The sequence below is a fragment of the Candidatus Eisenbacteria bacterium genome, assembly GCA_016235265.1.
GTDB lineage: Bacteria > Eisenbacteria > RBG-16-71-46 > RBG-16-71-46 > JACRLI01 > JACRLI01.
This window is the reverse complement of the sequence record JACRLI010000013.1, coordinates 18,707-45,007: the sequence shown is the minus strand read 5'-3', so window position 1 is coordinate 45,007 and position 26,301 is coordinate 18,707. Positions and strand designations below refer to the sequence as shown.

At 70.7% G+C, this 26,301-nt stretch carries 21 protein-coding genes and 1 pseudogene; 18 read left to right on the top strand and 4 right to left on the bottom strand.

Going from position 1 to position 26,301, the window contains the following annotated elements:
- A partial coding sequence (locus HZB25_06565) for a nickel-dependent hydrogenase large subunit (protein MBI5836886.1) occupies window positions 1-1,414 on the bottom strand: 1,414 nt, incomplete at its 3' end.
- A 2-nt stretch (window positions 1,415-1,416) separates the two neighbouring features.
- Entirely contained in the window at window positions 1,417-2,367 is a 951-nt protein-coding gene (locus HZB25_06560) for a hydrogenase small subunit (protein MBI5836885.1), read from the bottom strand.
- A 296-nt stretch (window positions 2,368-2,663) separates the two neighbouring features.
- On the opposite strand from HZB25_06560, the gene HZB25_06555 reads away from it, so the two are divergent.
- Both HZB25_06555 and HZB25_06550 read left to right on the top strand, forming a co-directional pair.
- Complete coding sequence (locus HZB25_06555; GenBank protein MBI5836884.1) at window positions 2,664-2,870, top strand: hypothetical protein; 207 nt, start codon at window positions 2,664-2,666, stop codon at window positions 2,868-2,870.
- A gap of 114 nt (window positions 2,871-2,984) precedes the next feature.
- Window positions 2,985-4,055: a thiol reductase thioredoxin gene (locus tag HZB25_06550; GenBank protein ID MBI5836883.1), complete on the top strand. Its 1,071-nt coding sequence runs from the start codon at window positions 2,985-2,987 to the stop codon at window positions 4,053-4,055.
- 15 nt (window positions 4,056-4,070) lie between these two features.
- Here the strand turns inward: HZB25_06550 and HZB25_06545 are convergent, their stop codons facing one another.
- A complete protein-coding gene (locus tag HZB25_06545; protein ID MBI5836882.1) occupies window positions 4,071-4,826 on the bottom strand; it encodes a hypothetical protein in 756 nt (251 codons plus the stop codon).
- A 193-nt stretch (window positions 4,827-5,019) separates the two neighbouring features.
- Here HZB25_06545 and HZB25_06540 point away from each other — a divergent pair, with 193 nt between their 5' ends.
- The 10 genes and pseudogenes from HZB25_06540 (at window position 5,020) to ccoS (ending at window position 15,083) form a co-directional block, all read left to right on the top strand.
- Window positions 5,020-5,892 (top strand): hypothetical protein, encoded by an 873-nt coding sequence (locus HZB25_06540; GenBank protein MBI5836881.1) that lies wholly within the window; start codon window positions 5,020-5,022, stop codon window positions 5,890-5,892.
- A gap of 535 nt (window positions 5,893-6,427) precedes the next feature.
- On the top strand, window positions 6,428-8,644 hold the full coding sequence (ccoN, locus tag HZB25_06535) for a cytochrome-c oxidase, cbb3-type subunit I (protein MBI5836880.1): 2,217 nt from the start codon (window positions 6,428-6,430) through the stop codon (window positions 8,642-8,644).
- Window positions 8,641-8,838 (top strand): cbb3-type cytochrome c oxidase subunit 3, encoded by a 198-nt coding sequence (locus HZB25_06530; protein ID MBI5836879.1) that lies wholly within the window; start codon window positions 8,641-8,643, stop codon window positions 8,836-8,838. Before ccoN ends, HZB25_06530 begins: the two co-directional genes overlap by 4 nt.
- Window positions 8,835-9,425: a c-type cytochrome gene (locus tag HZB25_06525; protein MBI5836878.1), complete on the top strand. Its 591-nt coding sequence runs from the start codon at window positions 8,835-8,837 to the stop codon at window positions 9,423-9,425. The genes HZB25_06530 and HZB25_06525 overlap by 4 nt, the downstream gene beginning before the upstream one ends.
- Window positions 9,426-9,454: 29 nt before the next feature.
- Window positions 9,455-10,963, top strand: coding sequence for a cytochrome c oxidase accessory protein CcoG (gene ccoG, locus HZB25_06520; protein MBI5836877.1), 1,509 nt, complete (start codon window positions 9,455-9,457; stop codon window positions 10,961-10,963).
- A 1-nt stretch (window position 10,964) separates the two neighbouring features.
- Window positions 10,965-11,438, top strand: a complete 474-nt coding sequence (locus HZB25_06515; protein ID MBI5836876.1) for a FixH family protein — start codon at window positions 10,965-10,967, stop codon at window positions 11,436-11,438.
- Window positions 11,439-11,442: 4 nt separating this feature from the next.
- Window positions 11,443-12,153, top strand: a complete 711-nt coding sequence (locus HZB25_06510; protein MBI5836875.1) for a sulfite exporter TauE/SafE family protein — start codon at window positions 11,443-11,445, stop codon at window positions 12,151-12,153.
- Window positions 12,150-12,311: pseudogene (locus HZB25_06505) on the top strand (heavy metal translocating P-type ATPase metal-binding domain-containing protein). Before HZB25_06510 ends, HZB25_06505 begins: the two are co-directional and overlap by 4 nt.
- Before the next feature lie 10 nt (window positions 12,312-12,321).
- Entirely contained in the window at window positions 12,322-14,802 is a 2,481-nt protein-coding gene (locus HZB25_06500) for a cation-translocating P-type ATPase (protein MBI5836874.1), read from the top strand.
- The gene (gene ccoS / locus HZB25_06495; GenBank protein ID MBI5836873.1) at window positions 14,697-15,083 is read left to right on the top strand and encodes a cbb3-type cytochrome oxidase assembly protein CcoS; all 387 of its coding nucleotides are present in this window, start codon (window positions 14,697-14,699) and stop codon (window positions 15,081-15,083) included. Before HZB25_06500 ends, ccoS begins: the two co-directional genes overlap by 106 nt.
- Window positions 15,084-15,152: 69 nt before the next feature.
- Here the strand turns inward: ccoS and HZB25_06490 are convergent, their stop codons facing one another.
- Window positions 15,153-17,330, bottom strand: a complete 2,178-nt coding sequence (locus tag HZB25_06490; protein MBI5836872.1) for a glutamine synthetase III — start codon at window positions 17,328-17,330, stop codon at window positions 15,153-15,155.
- Between the two features lie 489 nt (window positions 17,331-17,819).
- On the opposite strand from HZB25_06490, the gene HZB25_06485 reads away from it, so the two are divergent.
- The 6 genes from HZB25_06485 (at window position 17,820) to HZB25_06460 (ending at window position 26,273) form a co-directional block, all read left to right on the top strand.
- Window positions 17,820-20,069, top strand: a complete 2,250-nt coding sequence (locus tag HZB25_06485; GenBank protein MBI5836871.1) for a T9SS type A sorting domain-containing protein — start codon at window positions 17,820-17,822, stop codon at window positions 20,067-20,069.
- Between the two features lie 230 nt (window positions 20,070-20,299).
- Window positions 20,300-20,989 carry a hypothetical protein gene (locus HZB25_06480; GenBank protein ID MBI5836870.1) on the top strand — a complete coding sequence of 230 codons (690 nt, stop codon included), beginning with the start codon at window positions 20,300-20,302 and terminating at the stop codon, window positions 20,987-20,989.
- The gene (locus HZB25_06475; protein ID MBI5836869.1) at window positions 20,986-22,170 is read left to right on the top strand and encodes an acetyl-CoA acetyltransferase; all 1,185 of its coding nucleotides are present in this window, start codon (window positions 20,986-20,988) and stop codon (window positions 22,168-22,170) included. The genes HZB25_06480 and HZB25_06475 overlap by 4 nt, the downstream gene beginning before the upstream one ends.
- A 1-nt stretch (window position 22,171) precedes the next feature.
- On the top strand, window positions 22,172-22,510 hold the full coding sequence (locus HZB25_06470; protein ID MBI5836868.1) for an OB-fold domain-containing protein: 339 nt from the start codon (window positions 22,172-22,174) through the stop codon (window positions 22,508-22,510).
- Window positions 22,511-22,542: 32 nt separating this feature from the next.
- The gene (locus HZB25_06465; protein MBI5836867.1) at window positions 22,543-23,403 is read left to right on the top strand and encodes a xanthine dehydrogenase family protein subunit M; all 861 of its coding nucleotides are present in this window, start codon (window positions 22,543-22,545) and stop codon (window positions 23,401-23,403) included.
- Entirely contained in the window at window positions 23,400-26,273 is a 2,874-nt protein-coding gene (locus HZB25_06460) for a molybdopterin-dependent oxidoreductase (protein ID MBI5836866.1), read from the top strand. The genes HZB25_06465 and HZB25_06460 overlap by 4 nt, the downstream gene beginning before the upstream one ends.
- Window positions 26,274-26,301 lie beyond the last annotated feature (28 nt).

Sequence of the window (26,301 nt, the reverse complement as noted above, 5' to 3'; positions counted from 1 at the left end):
GGTCGAACGAGCGCACCACGCGGGCCAGGGAAAAGGGATTCTCGACGTCCGGGACCGGCGCCCCGACGAGCGCCAGCTCGATCGGCCCCGGCCGGCCGCGATCGTCGCGCGGGGAGGCGTTCCAGGTCGTCGGGACCACCGCCTGGTACCGCTCGATTCGCTTGTTCCGGATGCTCACCCAGTGCCCGAGGGCCCCCCTCGAGGCGTCCCACAGCCCGTAGCCCTGGGCCTGGTCGGGGATGGTGAACGGCGTGGCCACGGGCTGGTCCAGCTTGATCTGCAGCACCCAGTCCGACATGGCGTCGGCCAGCACCCGGGTCTCGACGGCCCGCGCCAGGTGCCGGCCCAGCACCGAGGACAGGTTTCCGGGCTTGAGCCGCAGGCGCGTGAGGGCTTCGTGCAGCGCGTCCAGGTGCGGGGAACTGCCGCCGGCGGCGACGGCGACTGCGGCGCGCGCCGCCGGACCGACTTCGCACACCGAGTCGGCGTAGCGGGGCGCCTTGAGCCACGTGTAGGCCGAGGGCTTGGCCGGATCGGGCGTGGTCCGTCCCACGGCCGGGGCGAGATGGCTGGGGGACGAGTACCAGGAGTGCCGCACGTCTTCGGCGATGCGGGCCGGGTCCAGCGGCTCCAGCTTCCCATCCCGTACCAGGCCCATCGGGAAGAAGCGCTTCCGGCTCGTGACCGCCGGTTCGTTGTCCAGGTCGAACGCACCGTAGGAGAGGTAGTTCTTCGCCCCCGCGCCGATCTCCGCGTACTCGCGGTACACCTCCGCCACGGTGAGCACGTCGGGCAGGTACGTCCCGGTGATGAACTCGCGCAGCTCCTTCAGTCGCCACAGGAACGTGGTGACCTTGTCCACCGCCGGGGTGACGGTCACCCCTCCGGGAACCACCGACGCGCAGTGGGGCATCTTCCCGGAGAACACCGCCGACATCTCGTGGGCCTTCAGGCGCACGTGCAGCGCCTGCACGTAGTGGCTCACGATCTCGTCACTGGTGGATTTCGGCAGCCGGTAGTCCGCCTCGTACCGCGGGATGAAGGGCGGGAACTCGGGCCCGCGCACGTAGTCCAGGGCCGCCAGGTGGTAGAAGTGGAGAATATGCGACTGGATGTAGTTGGAGCCCTGGATCAGGTTGCGGATGATGCGCCCGTTGTCGGGCGGCATGATGCCGAACGCGTGGTCCAGGCACTGCGAGGATGCCACCGCGTGGGCGGTGGGGCACACGCCGCAGAATCGCTGCGTGAGCTGCACCGCATCCAGCGGGTCGCGGCCCTCGAGGATCTGTTCGAACCCCCGGTACAGCGTGCCGCCGCAGCGGGCTTCCACCACGCTGCCGTCCTCCACCATCGCCTCGACCCGCAGGTGTCCCTCGATCCGGGTCAGCGGGTCCACCATCACGCGCGTCTTCATCCCTACCTCCTCTGGTACAGCGGCGAGTGGGCGTCCGGGAATCCCGGCTCGGTGCACCCCATGCACGGGGCGTTGGCGCTGAGGCAGAAGTTCACGCCGCTGTTCCACTGGCGCGACGGGCAGTCGGCGTAGGTGAAGGGCCCCTTGCACCCGATCTCGAGCAGGCAGCCGGGCTCGCCGAAGTTCGCGGAGAAGATGCCTTCATCCATGTAATCGCGGTTGATGCAGCGGTTGTGGACGGTGCGCCCGTAGTAGATCTTGAGCCGGCCGAACTCGTCCACTTCGTTGGGCCTGGGCAGGCCGTAGAGCAGCACCCGGGCCACCGTGCCGATGAACCAGTCCGGGTGGCACGGGCATCCGGGGATGTTCACCACGGGGGTGGTGATGCCGCTGGTCTTGAAGACCTCGCCGACCCCCCTGCAACCGCTTGGATTGGGCTTGGCCGCCGCCACACCCCCGTAGGCGGCGCAGGTGCCCACGGCCAGCACCGCCATGGCGTCCGCCCCCAGCCGGTTCACCCACTCCAACATCGCCACCTGGCGCCCGTCTTCTTCCCCCAGCGTGCCGTAGATGCCGTTGGCCTGCGTCGGCACGGCGCCTTCGAGGATGAAGATGTACTTGCCCTTGTGGTCGCGGGAGGTCTTCAAGGCGGTGTCCGTGGACTGCCTGCCGGTCGCCGCCATGAGCGTGGAGTGGTAATCCAGGTACAGTTGGTGCCCCGGGAGGATCTGGTCGAGGATGACGTTCTTGATGCTCGGATGAATGGTGTTGATCACCGACACGGAACAGCCGCTGCAGGCGGAGGCCTGCATCCAGATCAGGGGATACTCCTTCACCGCCTCCTGGATCGCGGCCGCCACCTTGGGCAGGAAGGACTGGTGGAACGCCGACATCGCGCCGGCGGCCAGGGCCCACTTCAGGAATTCGCGGCGTGAGAACTGGGGCTCGGTCATATCCCCTCCCGGATACGAATGAGAGAACGGAACTGTGCGAATAACACACATATACAAATGGTTGGAGCCAGCGGACGGCGACCTGGTGGTACGGGAGGGGAGACACCGGCGTGAATGTGGGAATACGGGACACTCGGAGGCTGTACTGTGGGGACTTCCAACAGTCCGGGTCGGAATCCGCCGACTCGCCTCGCTGGGGCCGGTCCCCCGGTTCGCCAGGGCTGGTCCGCCGGCGCCCGTCCAGCCGGTTCGGAGGGGCCTTGTCGGGGGCCACGCCCGCGGCTACCATGCCCCTCATGAAACTCACACGCTTCACTCTGCTGCTGCTGGCGCTCTGCGCCACGGCCCCGATCGCCGCCGAGTCGGCCGCGGCACCGAAGTCCGCGGCGAAGACCGGCCCGCCCTCGGTTCTGCCCTGGATTCACGACGACTACGCCGGAGCCCTGAAACAGGCCCGGGCCCGCAAGGTGCCCATGATTGTCGAGGCCTGGGCCCCGTGGTGACACAGTTGCCGCTCGATGAGGGCCTATGTCTTCACGGACAAGTCCCTCTCACGGCACGCCGGGCGGTTCGTCTGGCTTGAGCTCGACAGCGAAAAATCGAAGAACGCCTCGATCATGAAGAAGACGCTCGCCGTGCAGGCGCTGCCGACCTTCTTGGTGCTGGATCCCAACACCGGCAAGGTGCTGATCCGCTGGGTGGGCGGGGCCACGCTGCCCCAGTTCCAGCGGTTGCTGGAGGACGGCCTGCTGGCCTTCGACGGCCGCGCCGGCAAGGGCAGCCCGGCCGACCAGGCGCTGGTGCGTGCGGACGGTCTCTACGGCCAGGCGGACTACGCCGGCGCCGCGGCGGCCTACAGGGAAGCGCTGGCGGCCGCGCCCGCGGAATGGCCGCGCTACGGCCGCTCCGTGGAGTCGCTGCTGTTCTCGCTGCAGACCACCGAGAAGTTCGAGGACGCCGCGAAGCTGGCGCGCGAGGCCTTCCCGCGGCTGCGGCGCACGGTGTCGGCCGCCAACCTGGCGGCCACCGGGCTGGACTGCGCGCTGAGCCTGCCGCCGGACCATCCGGATCGCCGGGAGCTGGCCGACACGCTGGAGGCGTGGACGCGCGAGGTGGCGGCGGACACCACCCTGGAAATGGCCGCCGACGACCGCTCGGGTGTGTACATCGGCCTGCTGACCGCGCGCCAGGAAGCGAAGGACTCCGTGGGTGCGCACGCGGTGGCGGAGCAGTGGGCGGACTTCCTCGAGAGCGCCGCCGTGAAGGCCCGCACGCCCGAGGAGCGCGCGGTGTTCGACTCGCACCGCATGTCGGCCTATGGCGAGCTGGGCCGCTACGAGCGCGCGATTCCCATGCTGCAGGCCTCGGAGCGCGACCTGCCGGGCGACTACAACCCGCCGGCGCGGCTGTCCGTGGTGTACCGCAACCTCAAGAGCTGGGACGAGGCGCTGGCGGCCTCGGACCGGGCACTGAAGCTGGCGTACGGCCCGCGCAAGCTGGGAATGCTCAGCAATCGGGCCGAGATCTACGTGGGCATGGCCGACACCTCGGCCGCGGTGAAGACCCTCAACGACGCCCTGGGCGAAGCCGCCGCCCTGCCCGCCGACCAGCAGCCGGCGCGCACCGTCGCGGCGTTCAAGAAGCGGATTCAGACCCTCCAGGGAGGATCGGCGGCGCCGGCGAAATAGCGGGCAGGGCGGGCGCTATTTTCCGCCCGCCACCGCCACCTGGATGCCCAGGATGTTCTTGCGGCGGTCGGCCACGTTGCCCTGCCGCCTGGCCACCTCCTGGGCCTTGTCCGCGGCGTCCTTGAACGCCGACAGTGCGTTCTTCTCCGCGTCGCGCAGGCTCTTCGTGCGGGACGCGACCTCGCCCGGGCCGGGGACCTCGCCGCCGGAGTGCAGCCCGGCCAGCGACTCGTGGCGGTTGTCGAACTCAATCTCGCGCTCGAAGAAATCCGCGCGCGCCTTCGCCGCCTCGCGCCGCGCGTCGGCCAGTCCCTTCTCCGCATCACGCAGGTCCCGGGTCGCCTCCAGCATGTCGAGCTGGCGCTTCTCCGCGTCCACGCGGGCTTCCAGCGAGGCCTGCTCCTCCGCCTGCCCGCCGTCCTTGGCCAGCTTCACGCGGCCCTTGAGCGCGTCGATCTCGCCCTTCTTGATCTCGATGCGCGACTTGATGCGCGCCTGCAGGCTCTTGACGCGGTCGGCGTCCGACTCGGCCGCGCGCTCGTCGGCGTGCGCCCATTCGAGATCGCGTTGGATCGCATCCGCGGTGCGCACGCTCAGCAGCACCGCCACGCTGTCCGAGGCGTCGGCGGGCAGCGGGCTGTCGAAGGCGCTGGGGGAGGGGTCCGCGGCGCGCGCCGGGGAGGGCGCGACCGCGACCGCGCCGGCAACGATCAAGGCGGCGAGCGCCAGGACGGCGGTGGGCTCAAGGGCCCGGCGGAACTTCGTGAACATGGCACCTCCGAGGGGCTAGGGAACCGGGAACCGGGATCGGCAGCGGGCAAGGGTGCATTGTCACCCCGATGGTTTCCGATGGGAGCCCACCGGTCAAGCCGGGTACAATCGCCGGCGGACCGGGCGCCGCGGCGGGGCCCGCCGGGCGGCGTGAATGACGGTGCTCCAACCAGGTGCGAGGTGCAAATTGCGGATGCTGCGGTGGTGCGGGGCGGCGTGGCTGGCGCTGGCCTGCGGCGCCTGCTCGCCCGGAGGGAGCGGGAATGGGGGGAGTGAAGCGGCGCACGCCGCCCGTTCGCCCGCCGGCGGCGCCCCGATCGCGCTCACCCCCGACCAGGTTCACGTCCGCCCCGGCTCCCTGGCCGCCTCCCTGCACCCGCGTCTCCATCCCGCCGCGCCCCGCGCCACCCCGGAGGAGCCCCGCGAGGGCGGCACGCCGGAACACGTGTGGATGTTCTTCAACGCCGACAGTTTCGACGCCGGCCATCCCGCGCGCCAGAGGCAGGTGCTGGTGTACCCCGCAGACGGTTGGCGGAAGCTGGCGGCCGCGCGCGTCCCGGCAGGAGCCGGCGCCGCCGAACGCGCCGCGGGCACCCCCGCCGGCGATTCGAGCCCGCCGGCCCCCGATCCCGCCGAGGCCCTCCGGCGCTACCTCGACGCCCCCGGCGCCGGCCCGATTCCCATCCTGCCCGCCCCACCCGGCGGCCAGCTCTTTGCCGTGCAGGTGAAACGTCTGAGATTCAAGGGCGGCCACGGCGTGCGCTGCGTAACCCAGTACCAGCAGGCCCTGGGCCCGGTGGCCAACGAGCGGATCTTCTACACCTTCCAGGGCCTCACCGACGACGGCCGCTACATGGTGACCGTCTTCCACCCCGAGCGGGCGAAAGGCATCCCACTGACCGCCCTGGATGCCTTCTGGCCAAGAAACTCCGCGTGGCAATCCCCCAGGTACACCGCCTACCTGGACTCCACGGTCCGCCGCATGCAGAAGCTGAAGCCGGAGGACTTCACGCCAGGCCTGAAAGCCCTCGATCACCTGGTGGAATCGATCCGCATCGGCCAGTAGAGGAAGTGTGCCGCCCGCAGACGCGAATGTGTGCCCGCCTCACAACCGACGCACGAGACAGCACAATCCTCTCCCCCGGAGCGGGTGCACCTCTCACGGTGCGTCTGCGACCGACGTAGCGCTTTGGATGTGATAGCCAAGAAGGCGAAGGAGGGAGCAGCCGCAGCGACGTCGCGCCAGGATGGCGCGCCGAGCGGGCCGTGAGAGGTGCACCCGCTCCGGGGGAGAGGTCTCCGAGGACGCCAACTTGGAACAGGCAAACACTCCCGGTGGGAGGGCACGAATCCGGACGATTGAAACTGATTCCACAAGGGGATAGACTCCCCGACCGGGTGGTTCCGCGCCAGCGGAACCCAGGTCCCGCGGCTCGGATTCCGCGGAACCCAAGCCCGCCCAGGGAAATGCCGATTCGCCCACGTCCCAGGCCGCGGGACCTGGGGCCGGGAGGGCGCCCCGTGGAAGCAGTGCACCTGGCCGCGGCCGCGGAAGGGTGCTGGGATTACCCGATTCCTTCTCTAAAGGACTGGGAGACGGAATGAACCCACAGCTCGAGTCGTTCAAGTACGACGACGCCGTCGTGAGAAAGTTCCTCTTCGCCACCATCGTGTGGGGCCTGGTCGGCATGCTGGTGGGCCTGCTGGCCGCCCTGCAACTGGCGAACCCCCTCTTCAACTTCAACATCCCGTGGCTGAGCTTCGGCCGCATCCGGCCGCTGCACACCAACGCGGTGATCTTCGCGTTCGCGGGCAACGCCTTCTTCTGCGGGGCGTACTACTCCACGCAGCGCCTGCTGAAGACGCGCATGTTCTCCGACCTGCTGAGCAACCTGCACTTCTGGGGCTGGCAGGCGATCATCGTGTCCGCGGCGCTCACGTTGCCCTTCGGCTTCACGCAGGCCAAGGAGTACGCGGAGCTGGAGTGGCCCATTGACCTCGCCATCGCGGTGGTGTGGGTCGTCTTCGCGGTGAACTTCTTCGGCACCCTGGCCCGGAGGCGCGAGCGGCACCTGTACGTGGCGATCTGGTTCTACATCGCCAGCATCGTCACGGTGGCGCTGCTGCACATCTTCAACAACCTCTCGGTGCCGGCCTCCGCGCTCAAGAGCTACTCGATCTACTCGGGCGTGCAGGACGCCTTCATGCAGTGGTGGTACGGCCACAACGCGGTGGCTTTCTTCCTCACCACCCCGTTCCTGGGGCTGATGTACTACTTCATGCCCAAGGCGGCCGAGCGGCCGGTGTACTCCTACCGGCTCTCCATCCTGCACTTCTGGACGCTGGTGTTCCTCTACATCTGGGCCGGCCCGCACCATCTGCACTACACCGCGCTGCCCGAGTGGGCCTCCACGCTGGGCATGGTCTTCTCGGTGATGCTGTGGATGCCCTCGTGGGGCGGCGGCATCAACGGCCTGCTCACGCTGCGCGGCGCGTGGAACAAGGTGGTGGAGGACCCGGTCCTCAAGTTCTACGTGCTCGCGGTGACGGCCTACATGATGTCCACCTTCGAAGGGCCGATGCTCTCGATCAAGACCGTCAACGCCCTGGCGCACTACACCGACTGGATCATCGCCCACGTGCACACCGGGGCGCTGGGATGGAACGGCCTGCTGACCTTCGGCATGATCTACTGGCTGGCGCCGCGGCTGTTCCAGGTGAAGCTCCACAGCACCAAGCTCGCGGAGATCCACTTCTGGCTGGCCACGTTCGGGATCATCTTCTACGTGACCGCCATCTACTCCGCCGGCCTCACGCAGGGGCTCATGTGGCGGGCCTTCGACGACACCGGCCGCCTGCAGTACCCGCAGTTCGTCGAGACCACCATGAAGCTGATCCCGATGTACTGGCTCCGCGTGGTGGGCGGGCTGCTCTACATCGCCGGCATGGTGCTGTTCCTGTTCAACATCCTGAAGACCTGGGCCTCGCGGCCGAAGACCTACGCCGAGCCCGTGATGCAGGCCGCGCCGCTCTCGGGCGGCTACGTGGAGCACGCGCCCGCCGGCGCGCCCGCGGGCGCCTGGGCGCGCTTCACCAGCGTATCGTGGCACCGCCGTTGGGAGGGGCTGCCGCTGCTGTTCACGGTGATGACGGCGCTGGCGGTCATCGTGGCCTCGCTGTTCGAGATCCTGCCCACGTTCCTGATCCGCTCCAACGTGCCGACCATCGCGTCGGTGAAGCCGTACACGCCGCTGGAGCTGGCGGGCCGGGACATCTACATCCGCGAGGGCTGCTTCAACTGCCACTCGCAGATGGTCCGCCCCCTGCGCCACGAGACCGAGCGCTACGGGGAGTACTCCAAGCCGGGCGAGTCGGTGTACGACCACCCGTTCCTGTGGGGCTCGCGGCGCATCGGCCCGGACCTGGCGCGGGAAGGCGGGAAGTACCCCGACCTGTGGCACGTGCGCCACATGCAGGACCCGCGCTCCATCACCCCGAACTCGATCATGCCCGCCTACGCGCAGCTGCTCCGCCAGCCGATCCAGTACGGCGGGATCCAGAAGCGCGTGGACGTCATGGCCATGCTGGGCGTGCCCTGCGGCGACGCCGTGGGCCGCGCGGAGATGATGGCCCGCGACCAGGCGCGCTCGGTGGCGGCCGGCATCGTGTCGCAGGGCGGGCCGAGGGACGTCGCGGACAAGGAGATCCTGGCGCTGGTGGCCTACCTGCAGCGCCTGGGCACCGACATCCGGAAGGGGACGCCGGTGGCGTCCGCGGCCGCGGCCGCGACCCCGTCCGCTCCGGGAGCGGTTCGATGAGCCTCGTGGACGTGATGAGCCACGCCGGCCTGGCGGTATACGCCGAGGTGGCGATGGCCCTCTTCATGATCGCGTTTCTGGTGATCGTCGTGTGGGTGTTCGCGCCGTCCAGGCGGCGCGAAATGGACGAGGCGAAGCGCCTGCCGCTCGAGGACGAGCCCGCAGCGGCCCTCCGCCCGGGAGCCAAGCCATGACGGACAAGTCGCAGGACCGCCTGATGGAACACAACTACGACGGCATCCAGGAGTACGACAACCCGATGCCGCGCTGGTGGATCTACATCTTCTGGGCCACCGCGATCTTCGCGGCCCTGTACTGGTTCAACGTGCCGGGCGTCGGGACCGGCAAGGGCCGCGTCGCGAACTATCAAGAGGAGATGAAGTCGTTCCACGCCAGGTACGGCGGGGGCGGACCCGCCGTGGGCCCGGGCGGGGCCGTGATCCTGGCCGCCGCGAAGGACCCGGCGAAGCTGGCCGCGGGCAAGGCCACCTTCGCCACCACCTGCGCCGCGTGTCATCGGCCCGACGGCGGCGGGCTGATCGGCCCCGACCTCACCGACGACTACTGGATCCACGGCGGCGCGCCGGACCAGGTGTGGGCCACGGTGAACAACGGCGTGCTCGCCAAGGGCATGCCCGCGTGGGGCCAGACCATGAAGCCGGAGCAGGTGCTGGACGCGGTGGCGTACGTGATCTCGATCCGAAACACCCATCCCGCGAACCCGAAGCCGCCGCAGGGCGTCCACGAGCTCACCGGGCAACCCGCGCCGCCCTCTCCATGAGCCGGACCTGAGGTCCGGGGGATCCGCCGATGAGCGTGCAACCGGGCCCGATGGAGGCGCCCGAGAGAGTCCTCTCGACCCTCAACCTCGACGGCACCAGGCGGTGGATCCGCCCCAAGCCGGAGCGCGGCGCGTTCTGGCGGCGACGGCGGATCACCGCCTGCGTGCTGACGCTGGTGTTCATCCTCATTCCCTACATCCAGGTGGCGGGCAGGCCGCTGGTGCTGCTGGACCTGCCGCGGCGCGAGTTCACCATCTTCGGCGCCACGTTCCTGCCCACCGACATGCTGTTGTTCGCGCTGCTGTTCCTGAGCGCCGTGATCGCGGTGTTCCTGTTCTCGGCGCTCATGGGCCGGGTGTGGTGCGGCTGGGCCTGCCCGCAGACCGTGTACATGGAGTTCCTGTTCCGGCCCATCGAGCGCTGGCTGGAGGGCGGCTACCGGGGCTCGCAGCTCATGGACCAGAAGCGCGGGCTGCATCCGCGACGGCTCCTCAAGTACCTCATCTACCTGGTGCTGGCGGCCGCGCTGGCGCACATCTTCCTCGCCTACTTCGTGGGAGTGAAGGAGCTCGCGAAGTGGGTGACCCGTTCGCCCATCGAGCATCCCACCTCGTTCTTCGTGATGCTCGGCACCACCGCGCTCATCTTCTTCGACTTCGCCTACTTCCGGGAGCAGACCTGCCTGGTGGCCTGCCCCTACGGGCGCATTCAGTCGGTGCTGCTGGACCGGCAGTCGCTCATCGTGGGATACGACCCCAACCGCGGTGAGCCGCGCGGCAAGGGCATCCGCGACCGCGCGCCCGGCATGGGCGACTGCATCGAGTGCCGCCGCTGCGTCATGACCTGTCCCACCGGCATAGACATCCGCGAGGGGCTGCAGATGGAGTGCATCCACTGCACCCAGTGCATGGACGCCTGTGACGCGGTGATGACCAAGATCGGCAAGCCGGTCGGGCTCATCCGCTACACCTCGCGCGCCGAGCTGGAGCACCGGCCGCGGCGCATGCTGCGCCCGCGGGTGCTGATGTATCCCGCGGTGCTGGCGGCGACGCTGGGCCTGTTCGGGTTCACGCTGGCCACCCGGTCGGACACCGAGGTGACGGTGCTGCGCGCCGGGGGGCAGCCGTACGTGAGGGAGGGCGACGGCACGGTGGTGAACCAGATCCTGGTGAAGATCACCAACCGGGGCGCGCGCGACCGGAGCTACCACATCGGGCTCGCGAGCGAGGCCGGGCTGACGCTGGTGGTCCCGCAGAACCCGGTGCCGGTGCCGGCGGGGGAGGTGCGCACGACGACCGTGTTCGCGGTGATTCCGGCGCACAACGGGCATGGCCGGGAGATCCCGGTCCGGTTCCTGGTCACCGACGGCGACCACTTCTCCACGCAGGTGCCCTACAGGGTGCTGGCGCCGGAGCACGAGGAGGAGGAACACCACGGCCCGGACGACGCCCGCAAGAGTGCGCCCGGGGACAGCCACGATTCGGGACATGATGCCGGACGCGGCGCGGGGCACGGTCCGTCGGGCGGGGGGCATTAGGGTGAACGCGGCGCGGTTGTGGCCCGCGGCAATCGTGGTGGCGCTGCTGGCGCTGGTCGGATTTTACGCCTGGGCCTACCGGGTCGCGGACGAGCCCAACGGGGCCGTCGTGGAGCCGGACTACTATCACAAGTCGCTGGGGTGGGATTCCACGCAGGCGCTGCGCGCGGGCAGCGAACGGCTGGGCTGGACGCTCGATGCGCGGCCCGGCCCGCTGGGCGACGACGGCTCGGCGGAGCTGGCGGTCACGCTGCTCGACCGCGACGGCCGCCCGGTGCGCGGCGCGCACGTGAGCCTGGAGGCGATCCACAACCTGGACGCCTCGCGTCACGTGCGCGTGGTGCTGGGCGGGACGGGCGGCGGCTACGCCGCCCGCGTGCCGTTCCGCCACCCGGGCATGTGGGAATTGCGCTTCGAGGCGAGCCGCGGCGCGGAGCGCTTCGTGACCTCCCTGCGCCGCGACCTGGCGAGGTGAACCGATGCTGGCGCTGGTGAGCACCGTCCTGGCCTCCGCGCTGCTGGGCAGCCCCCACTGTGCGGCCATGTGCGGCGGGTTCGTGTGCTTCTACTCCGGCCAGGAAAGCGGGCGGAGCCGGTGGCTGGCGCACGCGGCCTACAACGGCGGGCGGCTGGTATCGTACACGGCGCTGGGCGCCATCGCCGGACTGGTGGGTGCACGCGTGGAGCGGCTCGGCGCCACCGTGGGCATCAGCCGGGGCGCGGCCATCCTGGCCGGCGCCCTGATGGTGGCCTGGGGCGGCGCCGCGCTGTTGCGCGCCCTGGGCGTGCGCCTCCCGGGCGGGCTGGGGGAGACCGCCCGCGGCCCGGTCGCCGCGGCGCTGCGCGGGCTGCGCGAGCAACCGCCGGAACTGCGCGCCCTGGCGCTGGGGCTGCTCTCCACCCTGCTTCCGTGCGGGTTCCTGTACGCCTACGTGGCCATCGCGGCCGGCACCGGCTCGCCCTGGATGGGCGCGCTGGCCATGGCGGTGTTCTGGGCCGGCACCGTGCCGGTGATGACCGGGCTCGGCCTCGTCGCCCAGCGCGCGCTGGGCCCGCTGCGCCGCCACCTGCCCGTGGCCACCGCCGGCCTGCTGGTGGTGCTGGGGCTGCTCACGATGGCCGGCAAGCTGCGCCCGGGTCTCATGACCGGGTCGCCGAAGACCGACTGCTGTGAGCAGACCCACCGGTGAGGCGCGCGCCCGCCCCCTCCGATCCCGTGGACTGCACCCATTGCGGCCTGCCCGTACCCCGGGGCCTGCTCACCGCGGGTGAGGGGCCGCAGTTCTGCTGCCACGGCTGCCGCACCGCCTACGCCATCATTCACGAGAGCGGGCTGGAGCAGCTTTTTTGGATCGTGCTTGTCGTGGCACGTTCTGCACTGGACCGGGGTCGCCATCGAGCTCGGGCCGGCGCCCGCGGACAGCGCGCGGCGCGAGGCGGCGGTGCGTCCCACCGGGCGCCGCTTCGAGGAGTTCGACCACCCTTCCTTCCGCGACCTGTACGTGCGCCGCCGCGCCGACGGGGCCTCCGAGACCAGCCTGTACCTGGAGGGTGTCCACTGCGCCTCGTGCGTGTGGCTGGTGGAGCGCGTGCACCTGGCGGTGCCCGGCGTGGCCGGCGCGGAACTGGACGTGGGCCGCTCGCTGGTGCGCCTGGTGTGGGACGGCACGCGCGCGCCGCTCTCCGAGGTGGCGCGCTTCCTGGACTCGCGGGGCTACCGCCCGCGGCCCTGCCGCGGCGTGGGCGCGGAAGGCCTGCGCCGCGCGGAGGACCGGGCCATGCTGGTGCGCATCGGCGTGGCCGGGGCCATCGCGGGCAACGTGATGATGCTCGCGGTGGCGCTCTACAGCGGCTGGTTCAGCGGCATGGAGAAGACCTACGAACAGTACTTCCGCTGGATCAGCCTGCTGCTCACCGCGCCCTCGGTGTTCGGTCCCGGCCGGCTCTTCTTCCGCGGCGCGTGGAGCTCGGTGCGCTCGCGCACGCTGCACATGGACCTGCCCATCGCGCTGGCGCTGGGCGCGGGTTTTACCCGGGGCGCGATCAACACCGTGACCGCCCGCGGGCCCATCTACTTCGACGGCGTGGCGATGCTGATCTTCCTGCTGCTGGTGGGCCGCTTCCTGCAACAGCGCGCCCATCGCGCGGCGGCCGACTCGGCGGAGCTCATGTACTCGCTCTCGCCGGGCACCGCCCGCGTGCTCGAGGGCGGCCTCACGCGCGACGTGCCCACCGAGGCGCTGCTGCCGGGCATGACGCTGGAGGTGCGCCCGGGCGACACCGTGCCCGCCGACGGCGTGGTGACCGCGGGGGCCTCCGAGGTGGACCTCTCGCTGCTCACCGGCGAGACGCGCCCGGTGGACGTGACCCCCGGCGGGCAAGTGTTCGCCGGCACGCTCAACCGCACCGCGCCCCTGGAGGTGCGCGTGGAGCGCGCCGGCGAGGCCACGCGGGTGGGCCAGATCCTGCGCGAGGTGGAGGCCGCCGCGAACCGCCGCGCGCCGGTGGTGATGCTGGCCGACCGCCTGGCGGGCGGATTCGTGGCGGTGGTGCTGGCGCTGGCGGCGGTGACGTTCCTCCTCTGGCTGCGCTGGAAGCCCGCGGACGCGGTGGACAACGCCATCGCGCTGCTCATCGTCACCTGTCCGTGCGCGCTGGCGCTGGCCACTCCGCTGGCCATCACCGTGGGCATCGGGCGCGCGGCGCGCTCAGGGGTGCTGGTGAAGGGTGGTTCGGTGCTCGAGTTGCTGGGCCGGCCCGGCACGCTGTACCTGGACAAGACCGGCACCGTGACCGAGGGCCGCACCACGCTGGTCGCCTGGGACGGCCCCGCGGAACTGCGCCCGCTGGTGCTGGCGCTCGAGCGCCACTCGGCGCACCCCATCGCGGCCGGCTTCGCCGAGGCCTGGGCCGGAGTGGTGCCGGCCACGGCCGCGCGGGTCACGCACACCGCGGGCGGCGGCATCGAGGGCGAGGTGGACGGGCGGCGCGTGGTGGTGGGCTCGCCCAAGTTCGCGCACGAGCGGGCGGGGTTGGGTGGGGAGGCCGGGCCCGGAGGCGTGGGCTCCGCATCAGAAGTCGCGCAGGCCGCGGTCGTACTGGCGGGAGGCCCGACCGGTGCCCCGATGGGCTCCCTCGCATGCGACACCGCCGGCGCGGCAACCGGGCTCACGCCCGTCTGGGTGTGCGTGGACGGCCGCCTCGCCGCCCGGGCCGGCTTCGGCGACCGGGTGCGCGCCGACGCCGCGGCCTCGCTGACGCGCCTGCGCGGGATCGGATGGAAGCTGCGCCTGCTCTCCGGCGACCACCCCGACGTGGTGGCCGCGGTGGGCCGCGAACTGGGCTTTGCGCCCGGGGAATGCCGCGGCGGCGCCACGCCGGAGGAGAAGCTGCGCGTGATCGAAGCGGCCGAGGCGCGCGGGCGCGTGGTGATGGTGGGCGACGGCGTGAACGACGCCGCGGCCATCGCCCGCGCCTCCGTGGGCGTGGGCGTGCACGGAGGCGCGGAGGCGTGCCTGGCCGCCGCGGACGTGTACCTGGCCCGTCCCGGCGTGGCGGGGCTGGTGGAGCTCGTGGAAGGATCGCGCCGGGTCCTGGGCGTGATACGCCTCAACGTGCTGTTCTCCCTGGGCTACAACGTGGCCGGCACGGTGCTGGCGGTGGCCGGTGTGATCAACCCGCTGATCGCGGCGGTGGCCATGCCGGCGAGCTCGCTCACCGTGGTGGCCTCGTCGTGGCTGTCGAGGACCTTCGAGGGGAAGCGGTCCGGGCCCTCGGATCGAACGGGCGCGGGGGGCGCCGCGACCGTCGAGACCCTCGCGAAGGAGGAGCGGTTGTGAGCGCGCTCTTCGTGGTGCTGCCCCTCGCGCTGATCGTGGTCCTGGCGGCGGTGATCGCCTTCGCGTGGGCCGCGCGGAGGGGCCAGTTCGACGACCTGGACACGCCGGCGCTGCGGGTGCTGCACGAGGACGAGGGGAAGAGCGAAGATTTGGGGAAGGCCGCCCCGCCGGGCGCCCAGGGCGGCTCGACCGCGAGCGCCTCGACGGATGCGGAGGGGAAGCCGCGACCCTCGGACGGACCCGAAGTGCAGCCCCTCCGGAAACAGGAGCCTCCCCAATAGGAACCCCCCGAATCGAAAGGGCGCCCCGGACCTGATGCCCGGGGCGCCCGCTTCAATCCCACGCATGAACTACTTCAGGAACAACATCTCCCGGTACGTCGGCAGCGGCCACAACTCGCTGGGGACGATGTTCTCCAGCTTGTCGCCGCTCTCGCGCAGGGCGTTCATGGCGGGCACCACCTTGTCGCGGAAGTGCTTCGCGTGGGCGTCCGGCGCGTCGCCGTTGTGGTCCAGCAGCTTCAGCAGCGCGTCGGTGCGGCGCTTGAACTCGCACACCTCTCCGCACAGCGTCTCCAGCAGCTTGCGGCCCTCGCCGCACTCCACGCCGGCCTCCTTCGAGGCCGTCACGGTCCGCGCCAGGCGCTCCTGGTACTCCAGCGCCGCGGGCAGGATGTAGCGCCCGGCCATCGAGACCATCACCTGGCCCTCGATGTTGAGCGTCTTGTTGTAGGCCTCCACGAAGATGTCGTAGCGGGCGCGCATTTCGCGCTCGTTCAGGACCTTGTACTTCTCGAAGGCCTGCAGCACCTCCGGGGCGACCAGCTCGGGCAGGGCGTCCACCGTGTTGCGCAGGTTCAGCAGCCCGCGGCGGGCGGCCTCGTCCTGCCATTCCTGGGCGTAGCCGTTGCCGTTGAAGATGATCCGCTTGTTCTCCTTGATGAGCCGCGTGAGCGTGGCGCCCACGGCGTCCTCGAGCTTGCCGCCCGCGGCCACCTTGGTCTCCAGTTCCGTGGCGATGACGTCCAGCGACTCGGCCACCGCCAGGTTGAGCGCGATGTTGGGGAAGCCGATGCTCTGGTTCGACGACACCGCGCGGAACTCGAACTTGTTGCCGGTGAAGGCGAACGGGCTGGTGCGGTTGCGGTCGCCGGCGTCGCGCGGCAGGCGCGGCAGCACCTTCACGCCGGTCTCCAGCAGGCCGCCCTGCTTGGTGGACTTGGCGCTGCCCTTCTCGATCTGCTCGAAGATGTCGGTGAGCATGTCGCCCAGGAACACCGACAGGATGGCCGGCGGCGCCTCGTTGGCGCCCAGCCGGTGATCGTTGCCGGCGCTGGCGATGCTGGCGCGCAGCAGTCCCTGGAACTTGTTGATGGCCCGCAGCACCGCGGCCACGAACACCAGGAACTGGATGTTGTCGTGCGGGCTCTCGCCGGGGCTCAGCAGGTTGTTGCCGCGGTCGTCGGCCATGCTCCAGTTGAGGTGCTTGCCGGAGCCGTTCACGCCGGCGAAGGGCTTCTCGTGGAACAGCACCGCGAGACCGTACTTGGGGGCCGCTCGGCGCAGCGCCTCCATGGTCATCAACTGGTGATCGGTGGCCACGTTGGCGTTCTCGAAGATGGGGGCCACCTCGTACTGGCTGGGCGCCACCTCGTTGTGGCGCGTCTTCACCGGCACGCCCACGCGGTACAGCTCGCGCTCCGCCTCCATCATGCACGCCAGCACCCGCTCCGGGATGTGCCCGAAGTACTGGTCCTCCATCTCCTGGCCCTTGGGCGGCTTGGCGCCGAACAGGGTGCGGCCGGCCATGCCCAGGTCCGGGCGGCTGAGATAGAAGTAGCGGTCAATGAGGAAGTACTCCTGCTCGGGCCCGCAGGTGGTGACCACGCGGCGGCCCTTCGAGCCGAACACCTTGAGGATGCGCACCGCGTGCGTGGAGACCGCTTCCTGCGAGCGCAGCAGCGGCGTCTTCTTGTCCAGCGCCTCGCCCGTCCAGCTCACGAACGCGGTGGGGATCACCAGCGTGGAGCCGTTGGGGCTCTGCAGCAGCCACGGCGGGCTGGTGGGGTCCCACGCGGTGTAGCCGCGGGCCTCGAAGGTGGAGCGCATGCCGCCGGAGGGGAAGCTGGACGCGTCGGGCTCGCCCTGGATCAGCTCGCGCCCGCTGAACTCCGCCACCGCCCGGCCGTCGCCGGTGGGCGAGAGGAAGGAGTCGTGCTTCTCGGCGGTGATGCCGGTCATCGGCTGGAACCAGTGGGTGTAGTGCGTCGCGCCGTGCTCCACCGCCCAGTCCTTCATGGCGGCGGCCACCGCGTCGGCCACGCCCAGGTCCAGCGCCTCGCCCCGGGTCACGGTGCGGCGCAGGGCCTCGTACACGGGCTTGGGCAGGCGCGAGCGCTGGACGGCGTCGTTGAACACCAGGCTGCCAAACTCCTCCGGCCTGGCTTCACTCTTCGGTGCCCGGTGCCCTTCGGTCACGGCCCAGTCGCGGATGGCTCGGATGGCACTCTTCGAGGCTCTCGACCCCAAGGTTCGCTCCTTTCATGCATCGGCTGCTTCGGGTATCGGGCGGCGCCACGAGTAGTCTCCGGCGCCCCGCCCGTCACCGGCGGGAAATGCTCCAACCCGCCCGCGTTTGGCGCGCGGGACCGGGTCGGCCCAGTCCTGTCCGGGTGAAGGCTGCATCTTCGCACTCCGTGGGAGTATCGGCAAGCGCGGAGGCGAACTGCTGGGCGGCAAAATGAGCCCGGGCGGGCCGCTTTGGATGGAACCGCCCACCCGTTACAGTTGAGAATCCTCCGGGATCGGACTATAATTGGTTCACGTTATTCCACGCTCGCCGGGGCCGGTTGCCCCGGGGGGCCCAACTCTCCGGATTCATGTCCCGCAGCGAATTCCCGGCCGCTTTTCGAGAGCAGTTTGCCGCTCGCTTCCATCGGTGTCGCCGCCCCCGAGGTGCGCTCCCGCGCCCCGGGGCGCGGCCCTGTCCCCACGCCTGGCCGCGGAGGAACCGTCCCCATGAGCACCCTTTCACGCCGCCTCCGACCCCGCGTCGGCGCCTCCCCGGGTGCCCGCGCGCCCCTGGGCGCGCTGGCCGCCTCCATGCTCCTGATACTCCTCGCCCTGGCTCCCGGTTCCGCCGGCGCGGCCACGCGCAACCTGTGCTACGTGCCCGACAACGGCGCCGGAAGCCCCGAGTTCCTCCACACCAACGGCGGCTACAACTCCCGGCCCGAGGCGGTGGTGATGCTCAACGGACTGCCGCCGGGCGAGCCGGTCCTGGGCACGCTGAGTCTCCGCAACGTGGTGATCGGCTCCAGCGGGCCCGGCGGGACGTTGGGTGGCGAGACGGCCACGTATACCGCGGACCTGGTGCTGGTGATGCACGGCACCGGTGCCTTCGCCGGGTTCTCCCGCAGCGTGACCATCCCGCTGACCGGGGAGGCCCACTGCGGACCGCGCGTGCCCGGCACCATGCCCCAGAGCTTCGACACCGACATGTTCATGCTCCAGGGCCAGCTCCCGCCGGGCGATCCGGACTTCGACCTGCTGCGCATCACCGCCGGCTCCGGCTTCGGGATGCCCAGCCCGGGCCACACCACGCTGACCCGGCAGCCGGGCGGCGACTGGACCGTGGACAGCTTCTTCGACATCACCTACCGGGTGGACTTCGTGGGCCACCCCGGCGGCACGTTCGGCGGCATGTCCGGCTCCACCGTCGCCGAGGACCGCTTCCACGAGGGCCGCCCGGAGCGCGTGGTCGGCATCGTCAGCGACAACGGCGTGGGCAGCATCCAGTTCCCGCCCGACTGTCCGGGGGGCTACCAGAGCCTGCCCGGCCGGGCGCTGTGCGAGGTGGCGCCGCTCTCCGGCGACGTCCTGCGGGCCCGGATTTCGATCACCAGCCCCTTGCTGACGCTGATCACCCCGGGGGGCGGCTCGCTGGGCTGGGAGCAGGAGGACTTCAACGCCAAGGTGGTGCTCGAAGTCTACGGCACCGGCTCGCTGTCCTCGTACCACCGTGTCATCCCCATCGGGGTGAGCGGACAGACGGGGATCGGCCCTCCGAACTACGGGGTCATGGACCAGGGCTTCCCGACCGACCTGGCCTTCCTGCAGGGCCAGCTGCCTCCGGGGGATCCCGACTTCGACCTGCTGCGCATCACCGCGGGCTCGTCCTACGGGATGCCCAGCCCGGGCCACACCACGCTGCACCGCCAGCCCACCGGCCGCTGGGCCGTGGACAGCTTTTTCGACATCACCTATCGCATCGACTTCGTTGGCCACCCGGGCGGGCCCCTGGGAGGCTACTCGGGCAGCCTCACCTCCATGGAACGCTTCGAGACCGGCCGGCCGTTCCCGCAGGACTGCGTGATGCCCGACAACGGCACCGGCACCGCCAGCTTCCCGCCCGACTGCCCCACCGGTCATCGGGGGCGCCCGCAGTCGCTGTTCATCGTCAGCGGGCTGCCGTCCGGCTCCCACATCCAGGCCGACATGTCGCTCACCAACATCGTGGTCTTCTCCGAAGGCCCGGGTGGCTCCCTGGGAGGGAACTACCAGCAGTGGACCGGGATGCTGACGGTGCAGCTCACCGGCACCGGGCTGTACGGCGGATACTCCCGCTCGCTCACCGTGCCCATGCAGGGCACCACCCACTCCGGCCCTCAGGGGGCCGGGACCACGCCCCAGGAGTTCGACACCGACATGTTCATGCTCCAGGGCCAACTGCCGCCGGGCGATCCGGATTTCGACCTGCTGCGCATCACCGGCGGCAGCGGCTTCGGCATGCCGTCCCCGGGCCACACCACGCTCTGGACCCAGCCGGGCGGGCACTGGGCGGTGAACAGCTTCTTCGACATCACCTACCGGATTGACTTCATCGGCTCGCCCGGCGGGACGTTTGGCGGCATGTCCGGCTCCACCAGCGCGCTCAATGTCCTGAGCCCCGGGCCGTCCATCACGGTGGCCGCGCCCTCGGCCGGGCTGCGGGCGTTCCGGGTGGACCTGCCGGCCCCCAATCCCTCGCTGCGCGGTTCCAGCCTCAGCTTCGAGCTGCCGCGCGCGGGGGCGGTGCGGGCGGAGGTCTATGACGCCGCGGGCCGACTGGTGCGCCGCCTGGCGGACCGGCCGTATGACGCCGGCCGGCACAGCGTCGCCTGGGACGGCGCCGACGCCACCGGCCAGCCGGTCGCGTCCGGGCTGTACTTCTACCGGCTGGGCGCGGCCGGCGCCGCGGCCACGCGGAAGGTGGCCGTGGCCAGGTAGCTCCGCCCGCCCACATCCCCGTTGAACGGGCGGCCCGGGGCCTGTAGAATCGAGGCCTGTGGGAGGCGCGGGGGATTGGGTGGTTCATGGCCGCGTGCGCTGCGACGCCGGGATTCCCGGAAGCCCCGTGAGGCTCTGCCCTCGTGGGGCTTTCGGTTTTCCGGCCGGCGTGCTGGACTCACGCAAACCATTGGGATGCTGGCGGTTATCTGTCAGCGAAGGAGGCAGGGATGATTGATCAGCTCGAGGCCATGCTGAGGCCGCCCGTGTTGCCCATGGCTCCGTACCCGCCCAAGGCGATCACCCTGGCCAGCGGCGAGGTGATGGTGGTGCGCCAGGCCGCCAAGGACGAGGTGCCGGCCATGCTGAAGTACATCCAGCCGCTCACGTGGCTGGACCGCGACTTCTACGACGTGGTCTCGGCGCGGCTGTTCTCCGAGCTGCTCGGCTGGTGGCGCGAGCGCGTGCGCAACGAGTACTGCCTGGTGGGCGTGATTGACGGCGTGCTGGCCGGCATCGTCAACGGGCGCATGTACGACGAGCAGCACGGCATCAGCTACCACACCCTGACCCTCAAGCGCGGGCTGCGCGTGGGCGCGCACCTGTTCGCCTCGAAGATGGAGCACCACATCGAGTACCTGGGCCAGGACGAGGTCTGGATCGTGGCCGAGAGCCCCATCGGGCACCGCCGCTGGATGATCGAGTACCCCCTGGACCAGAAGTTCGAGATCCAGCACGAGCTGGGCGGGGCGCCCTCCTGGGTGCTCACGCGCAAGACCTACTTCGCCGCCAAGGAGCGCCTGGTGACCGGCGTGCGGCCGGTGTCCGCGGAGTTGCTGGCGGCCTCCCACCCGCTCCGCGAGCCCGACCTGAAGACCATGCTGGTCCAGATTGACCACACGCTGGAGGCCCGCATATGAGGGACGTCGCGATCGTCGGCGCCGGGGCCACCCAGTTCGGCAGGGCCCAGTGGAGCCTGCTCAAGATGATGTGCGAGGCCTCGCACGACGCCATGCAGGACGCCGGCCTGGGCGAGCGCAAGGTGGACGCGGTGGTGGTGGCCAACATGGGCGCGGTGCGCAACAACAAGCAGGCGGGCGTCGCCAGCGCGCTGGTGGACCGGCTGAACCTGTACCCGGCCGCCGCCGAGACCGTGGAGAACGGGCCCGCGTCCGGAGCCTCCGCGCTCAAGATCGGGTTCCAGTCGGTGGCCTCCGGGCTGTGCGACGTGGTGCTGGTGTGCGGCGGCGAGCGGATGCAGGAGGTCAACAATTTCGAGTCCACCGAGTTCGTCTCGTACCTCTCGCACCGCTACGCCGAGTACCCCTACGGCGTGACGCTGCCCGCGCTGGCGGGCATGTTCACACGCCTGTACATGCACAAGCACGGCCTCGAGCCGCGGCACCTGGCGATGGTGGCCATCAAGAACCACGCCAACGGGTTGTTGAACAAGAAGGCGCACCTGCGCACCGCGGTCAGCATGGAGGGCATCCTCACGGGCCCGGACGCGCTGAACAACAACCCCTGGATTGCCGACCCGCTGCGCTTCTTCGACTGCTGCCCGGTGAGCGACGGGGCCGCGGCGCTGCTGCTGGTCCCGGCGGCCATGGCCAAGGACTTCCGCGGCAAGCCGGTCCGGGTGGCCGGGCTCGGCCAGGCCACCGACACCCACGCGGTCCACGAGCGGCCCGATCCCACCGAGCTCACCGCGGTGCGCACCGCCGCCTCCAGGGCTTACGCGATGGCCGGAGTGACGGCCAAGGACATTGACGTGGCGGAGCTGCACGACGCCTTCACCATCCTCGAGATCGCCGAGAGCGAAGAGGCGGGCCTGTTCCCCCGGGGCCAGGGCTTCAGGGCGCTGGAGCGCGGCGAAACGAAGATCGGCGGGCAGATGCCCATCAACCCGTCGGGAGGCCTGAAGGCGCGCGGCCACCCGGTGGGGGCCACCGGCGTGTCGCAGATCGTGGAGCTGGTGAACCAGTTGCGCGGCGAAGCCGGCGACTACCAGGTCCCCAACCAGCCGAAGACCGGCCTCGCCGTGAACTTCGGCGGGTTCGGCAACAACGTGCTGGCCACCGTGCTGAAGGGAGGGCTGTGACATGGCCGCGGGCGTGCTCGCTGCGAAGTGCCGCAACTGCGGCAAGCTGTCCTACCCGACGCACTTCACCTGCCCCGCGTGCCGGGGCACGGGCTTTGACGGCGTGCCGATCGAGGGGGAGGGCACGCTGTTGACCTTCACCCGCGTCTACGCGCTGCCGCTGGACTACGAAGACCTGTATATCACGCTGGGCATCGTGGAGCTGGACATGGGCGTGCGCGCGCTCGGGAGGCTCCACATCGCCGAGCCGGAGCTGGGTGCCCGGGTCCGCGCCGGCCTGGGCAAGGTCCGCGACATCGGCGGACGGGACGTGACCGGCCTGGTGTTCACCGAGGCCTGATCCCGGCCACGCCTCGCGCGAGGAGAGAGACGATGAGCAGCTTCCGTTACGAGCGCCCCGACACGCTGGAGCAGGCGACCGCGCTGCTGGCGGCCTCGCCCGGCAGGGCCCGGGTGCTGGCCGGGGGCACCGACCTGATGGTCGCACTGCGGGCCGGCAAGGCCACCCCCGAGTTGCTGGTGGACGTCAAGCGCGTCCCCGGGCTGACCGACGTGGAGTGGACGCCCGGGGGCGACCTGGTGCTGGGCGCGTGCGTGCCGGTGCAGCGCGTGGCCGAGGACGGGCGCATCCGCGCCACGTTCCCGGCGCTGGCCGAGGGCGCGGAGGCCATCGGCTCCATCCAGGTGCGCTGGCGCGCCACCGTGGGTGGCAACCTGGTGAACGCCTCGCCGTGCATGGACACCGCGCCGCCGCTGCTGGTGCTGGGCGCGCGCCTGCGTGTCGCCGGCACGAAGGGCGCCCGCGAGGTGGGCTCGTCGGACCTGTTCGTGGGCGTGAAGCGGACCTCGCTCGGGCCCGACGAGCTGGTCACCGCCATCGTGGTGCCCCGGCCCGCGCCGGGAACGCGCAGCGCCTTCGACAAGATCAAGCGCGTGTACGGGCACGACCTGGCGCTGGTCAACGCAGCGGCGGTGTTCGACGCGACGGCCCGCTCCATCCGGGTGGCGATCGGAAGTTGCGGCATCACGCCGATGGCCACGCCGCCGCTCACCGGCGTGGACCCCTCCACCTCCGATCCCGCGGAGGTGGGCGCGCGGCTGGCCGCGCTGGCCCTGGAGTTCATCTGCCCCATTGACGACGTGCGCGCCTCCGCCGAGTACCGGCGGGACATGGCCGCGGTGCTGTGCCGCCGCCTGGCGCGGCGGCTGCTGGCCGGGGGGAGGGCGTCATGAGCACGCGCACCATCACCCTGACCGTGAACGGCGAGGCCTCCACGCTGGAAGTGCCCGCGGAGCGCACGCTGCTGGAGCTGCTCAAGGGCGATCTGCACCGGCACAGCGTCAAGCTGGGCTGCGGCATCGGCGAATGCGGCGCGTGCACGGTGCTCATGGACGGCCACCCGGTGAACTCCTGCATGGTGCTGGCCGCGGAAGCCGACGGCGCGGTGATCGAGACCGCGGAGGGCGCCAACCGCGGGGCGGGGCTGCTCACCGACCTGCAGCAGGCATTCGTGGACTTCGGCGCCATCCAGTGCGGCTTCTGCACCCCCGGGATGCTGAATTCCGCCCGTGCGCTGCTGGAGGCGAACCCGCACCCGACCCGGGACGAAATCCTGGAAGCGCTGTCCGGCAACCTGTGCCGGTGCACCGGCTACGAGCCCATCGCCGAGGCGGTGGAGGCGGTGGCGAAGGGCGGCTACAAAGCCGCGCCGGCGCCGGCGGCTCCCTACGTGGGCACGGGCGCCGCGCGCGTGGACGCGGTGGCCAAGGTCACCGGCTCCGCGACCTTCGTGCATGACCTCACGGTGCAGGGGATGCTGCACGCGCGCATCCTCACCTCCACGCAGGCCTCCGCGCGCATCCGCCGGATGGACACGTCGAAGGCCCGCGCCATGCCGGGGGTGAAGGCGGTGCTCACCGGGGAGGACCTGCCGTACAAGGTCGGCCTGTACATGGAGGACAAGGACATCCTGGCCCGCGGCCGGGTCCGCCACCACGGCGAGGCCGTGGCCGCGGTGGCCGCCGAGACGTTGGAGCAGGCGCGCGCCGCGTGCGCCGCCATCGAGGTGGAGTACGAGCCGCTGGAGCCGCTGCTGGACGTGCAGGCCTCCCTGCGCGAGGGGGCGCCGCAGGTGCATCCCGAGCTCGACAAGTACTCGTGGATGAAGGGCGTGTTCTTCCCACAGCCGGGCCGCAACATCGCCCACCACCAGAAGATCCGCAAGGGCGACGTGGAGCAGGGTTTCGCGGTCGCCGACCGCGTGTTCGAGTTCCGCTTCCAGAACCCGCCGGTGCAGCACGTGCCCATGGAGACGCACACCGCCATCGCCACCGCGCGCGCCGACGGCGAGGTGGAGATCATCACCTCGGCGCAGTCGCCGTTCGCGGTGCGCTACCTGTTCTGCCACACCTTCGGCATGCCGCTCAATAAGGTGCGCGTGAAGGTGCCCTACGTGGGCGGCGGGTTCGGCGGCAAGGCGGGCATCCACCTCGAGCCGCTGGTGTACTGCCTGTCGAAGGCGGCCGGCGGACGCCCGGTGAAGATCGTGGCCACGCGCGAGGAAGAGTTCAACACGCTGCCCTCGCGGCAGGGGCTGCACAGCACCGTCAAGACCGGCGTCACGAAGGACGGTCGCATCACCGCCATGGACATCACCTACCTGTGGGACGCGGGCGCCTACGCCGACTACGGCGTGAACATCGGCCGCGCGGCGGCCTACTCGGGCGCCGGCCCCTACGTGGTGCCCAACTGCAAGCTGGACTCGCTGGTGGTCTACACCAACAAGATCTTCGGCACGGCCTACCGCGGCTTCGGCCACCTGGAAGTGCTGTGGGGGATCGAGCGCAACATGGACATGGTGGCGCGGGCGCTGGGGCTGGACCCGGTGGAGTTCCGGCGCAGGAACCTCCTGCGCGTGGGCGAGACCACCATCACCGGCGAGCTGGTGACCGAGGGGCACGGCCGCCCCGACGAGTGCCTGCGGCTGGTGACCGAGGCCATCGGCTGGGACCCGAAGCAGCGCGCCGCGGCTCCGGTGAAGCCGGGCAGCGGGAAGGTGCGGGCCAAGGGCGTGGCCATGCTGCACAAGGCGCCCGCCATGCCCACGTTCACCTCGTGCTCGGCCACCATCCTGTTCAATGGCGACGGCTCGGCCAACGTGCTGGTCTCCGGTGTGGACTACGGGCAGGGCACCTACACCACCCTGGCCCAGATCGCCGCCGACGAGCTGAAGCTGCCGCTGGACAAGGTCAAGATCCCCTGGGAGACCGACACCGACTACACCCCCTACGACTGGCAGACGGTGGCCAGCCGCTTCACGGTGATGGGCGGCAACGCGATCATCCAGGCGGCCCGGGAGTGCGTGGACCAGATCCGCGAAGTGGCCGCGCAGGTGTTCCGCGTGCCCGTGGACCAGACGGAATGCGGGGGGGGGAAGGTGTGGGCCAGGGGCCGGCCCGACAAGGCGCTCGACTACAGCCGCATCGTGCTGGGCTACACCTATCCCGACGGCAGCAGCATCGGCGGACCGGTGATCGGCAAGGGCCGCTATATCGCCACCGGCCTCACCAACCTGGACCCCGAGACCGGCCAGGGCCTGCCGGCGCTCAACTGGACCTACGGCGCGCACGCCGTGGACCTGGAAGTGGACACCGACACCGGTCACATCGTGGTGCACAAGTTCGTGTCCGCCTTCGACGCCGGCAAGGTGCTCAATCTCCAGCAGTGCAAGACGCAGGTGGTAGGCGGGGTGGTGCAGGGCCTGGGCTCGGCGGTGAACGAGAAGTTCGTGTTCCAGGACGGCCGGCTGGTGAACAACTCGTTCACCGACTACAAGATCCCGACCGCCAGGGACATCCCCGCGGAGATGCAGCAGTTCTTCGTGGAGACGCCCCACCCGCAGGGTCCCTACGGCGCCCGCGGCATCGCCGAGCACCCCATGATCTCGGTGCCCAGCGCCATCGGCAACGCCGTGGCCAACGCCACCGGCGTGGAGTTCTTCGAGCTGCCGCTGGATCCCGAGTGCGTGTACCTGGGCCTGAAGCGGGCGCAGGAGCCGAAGCTCGCGAAACAGAAGAAGGAAGCCGGAGTGGCCGGCTTGTGACGCGCAGGGCAGGCATTCATGCCTGGCC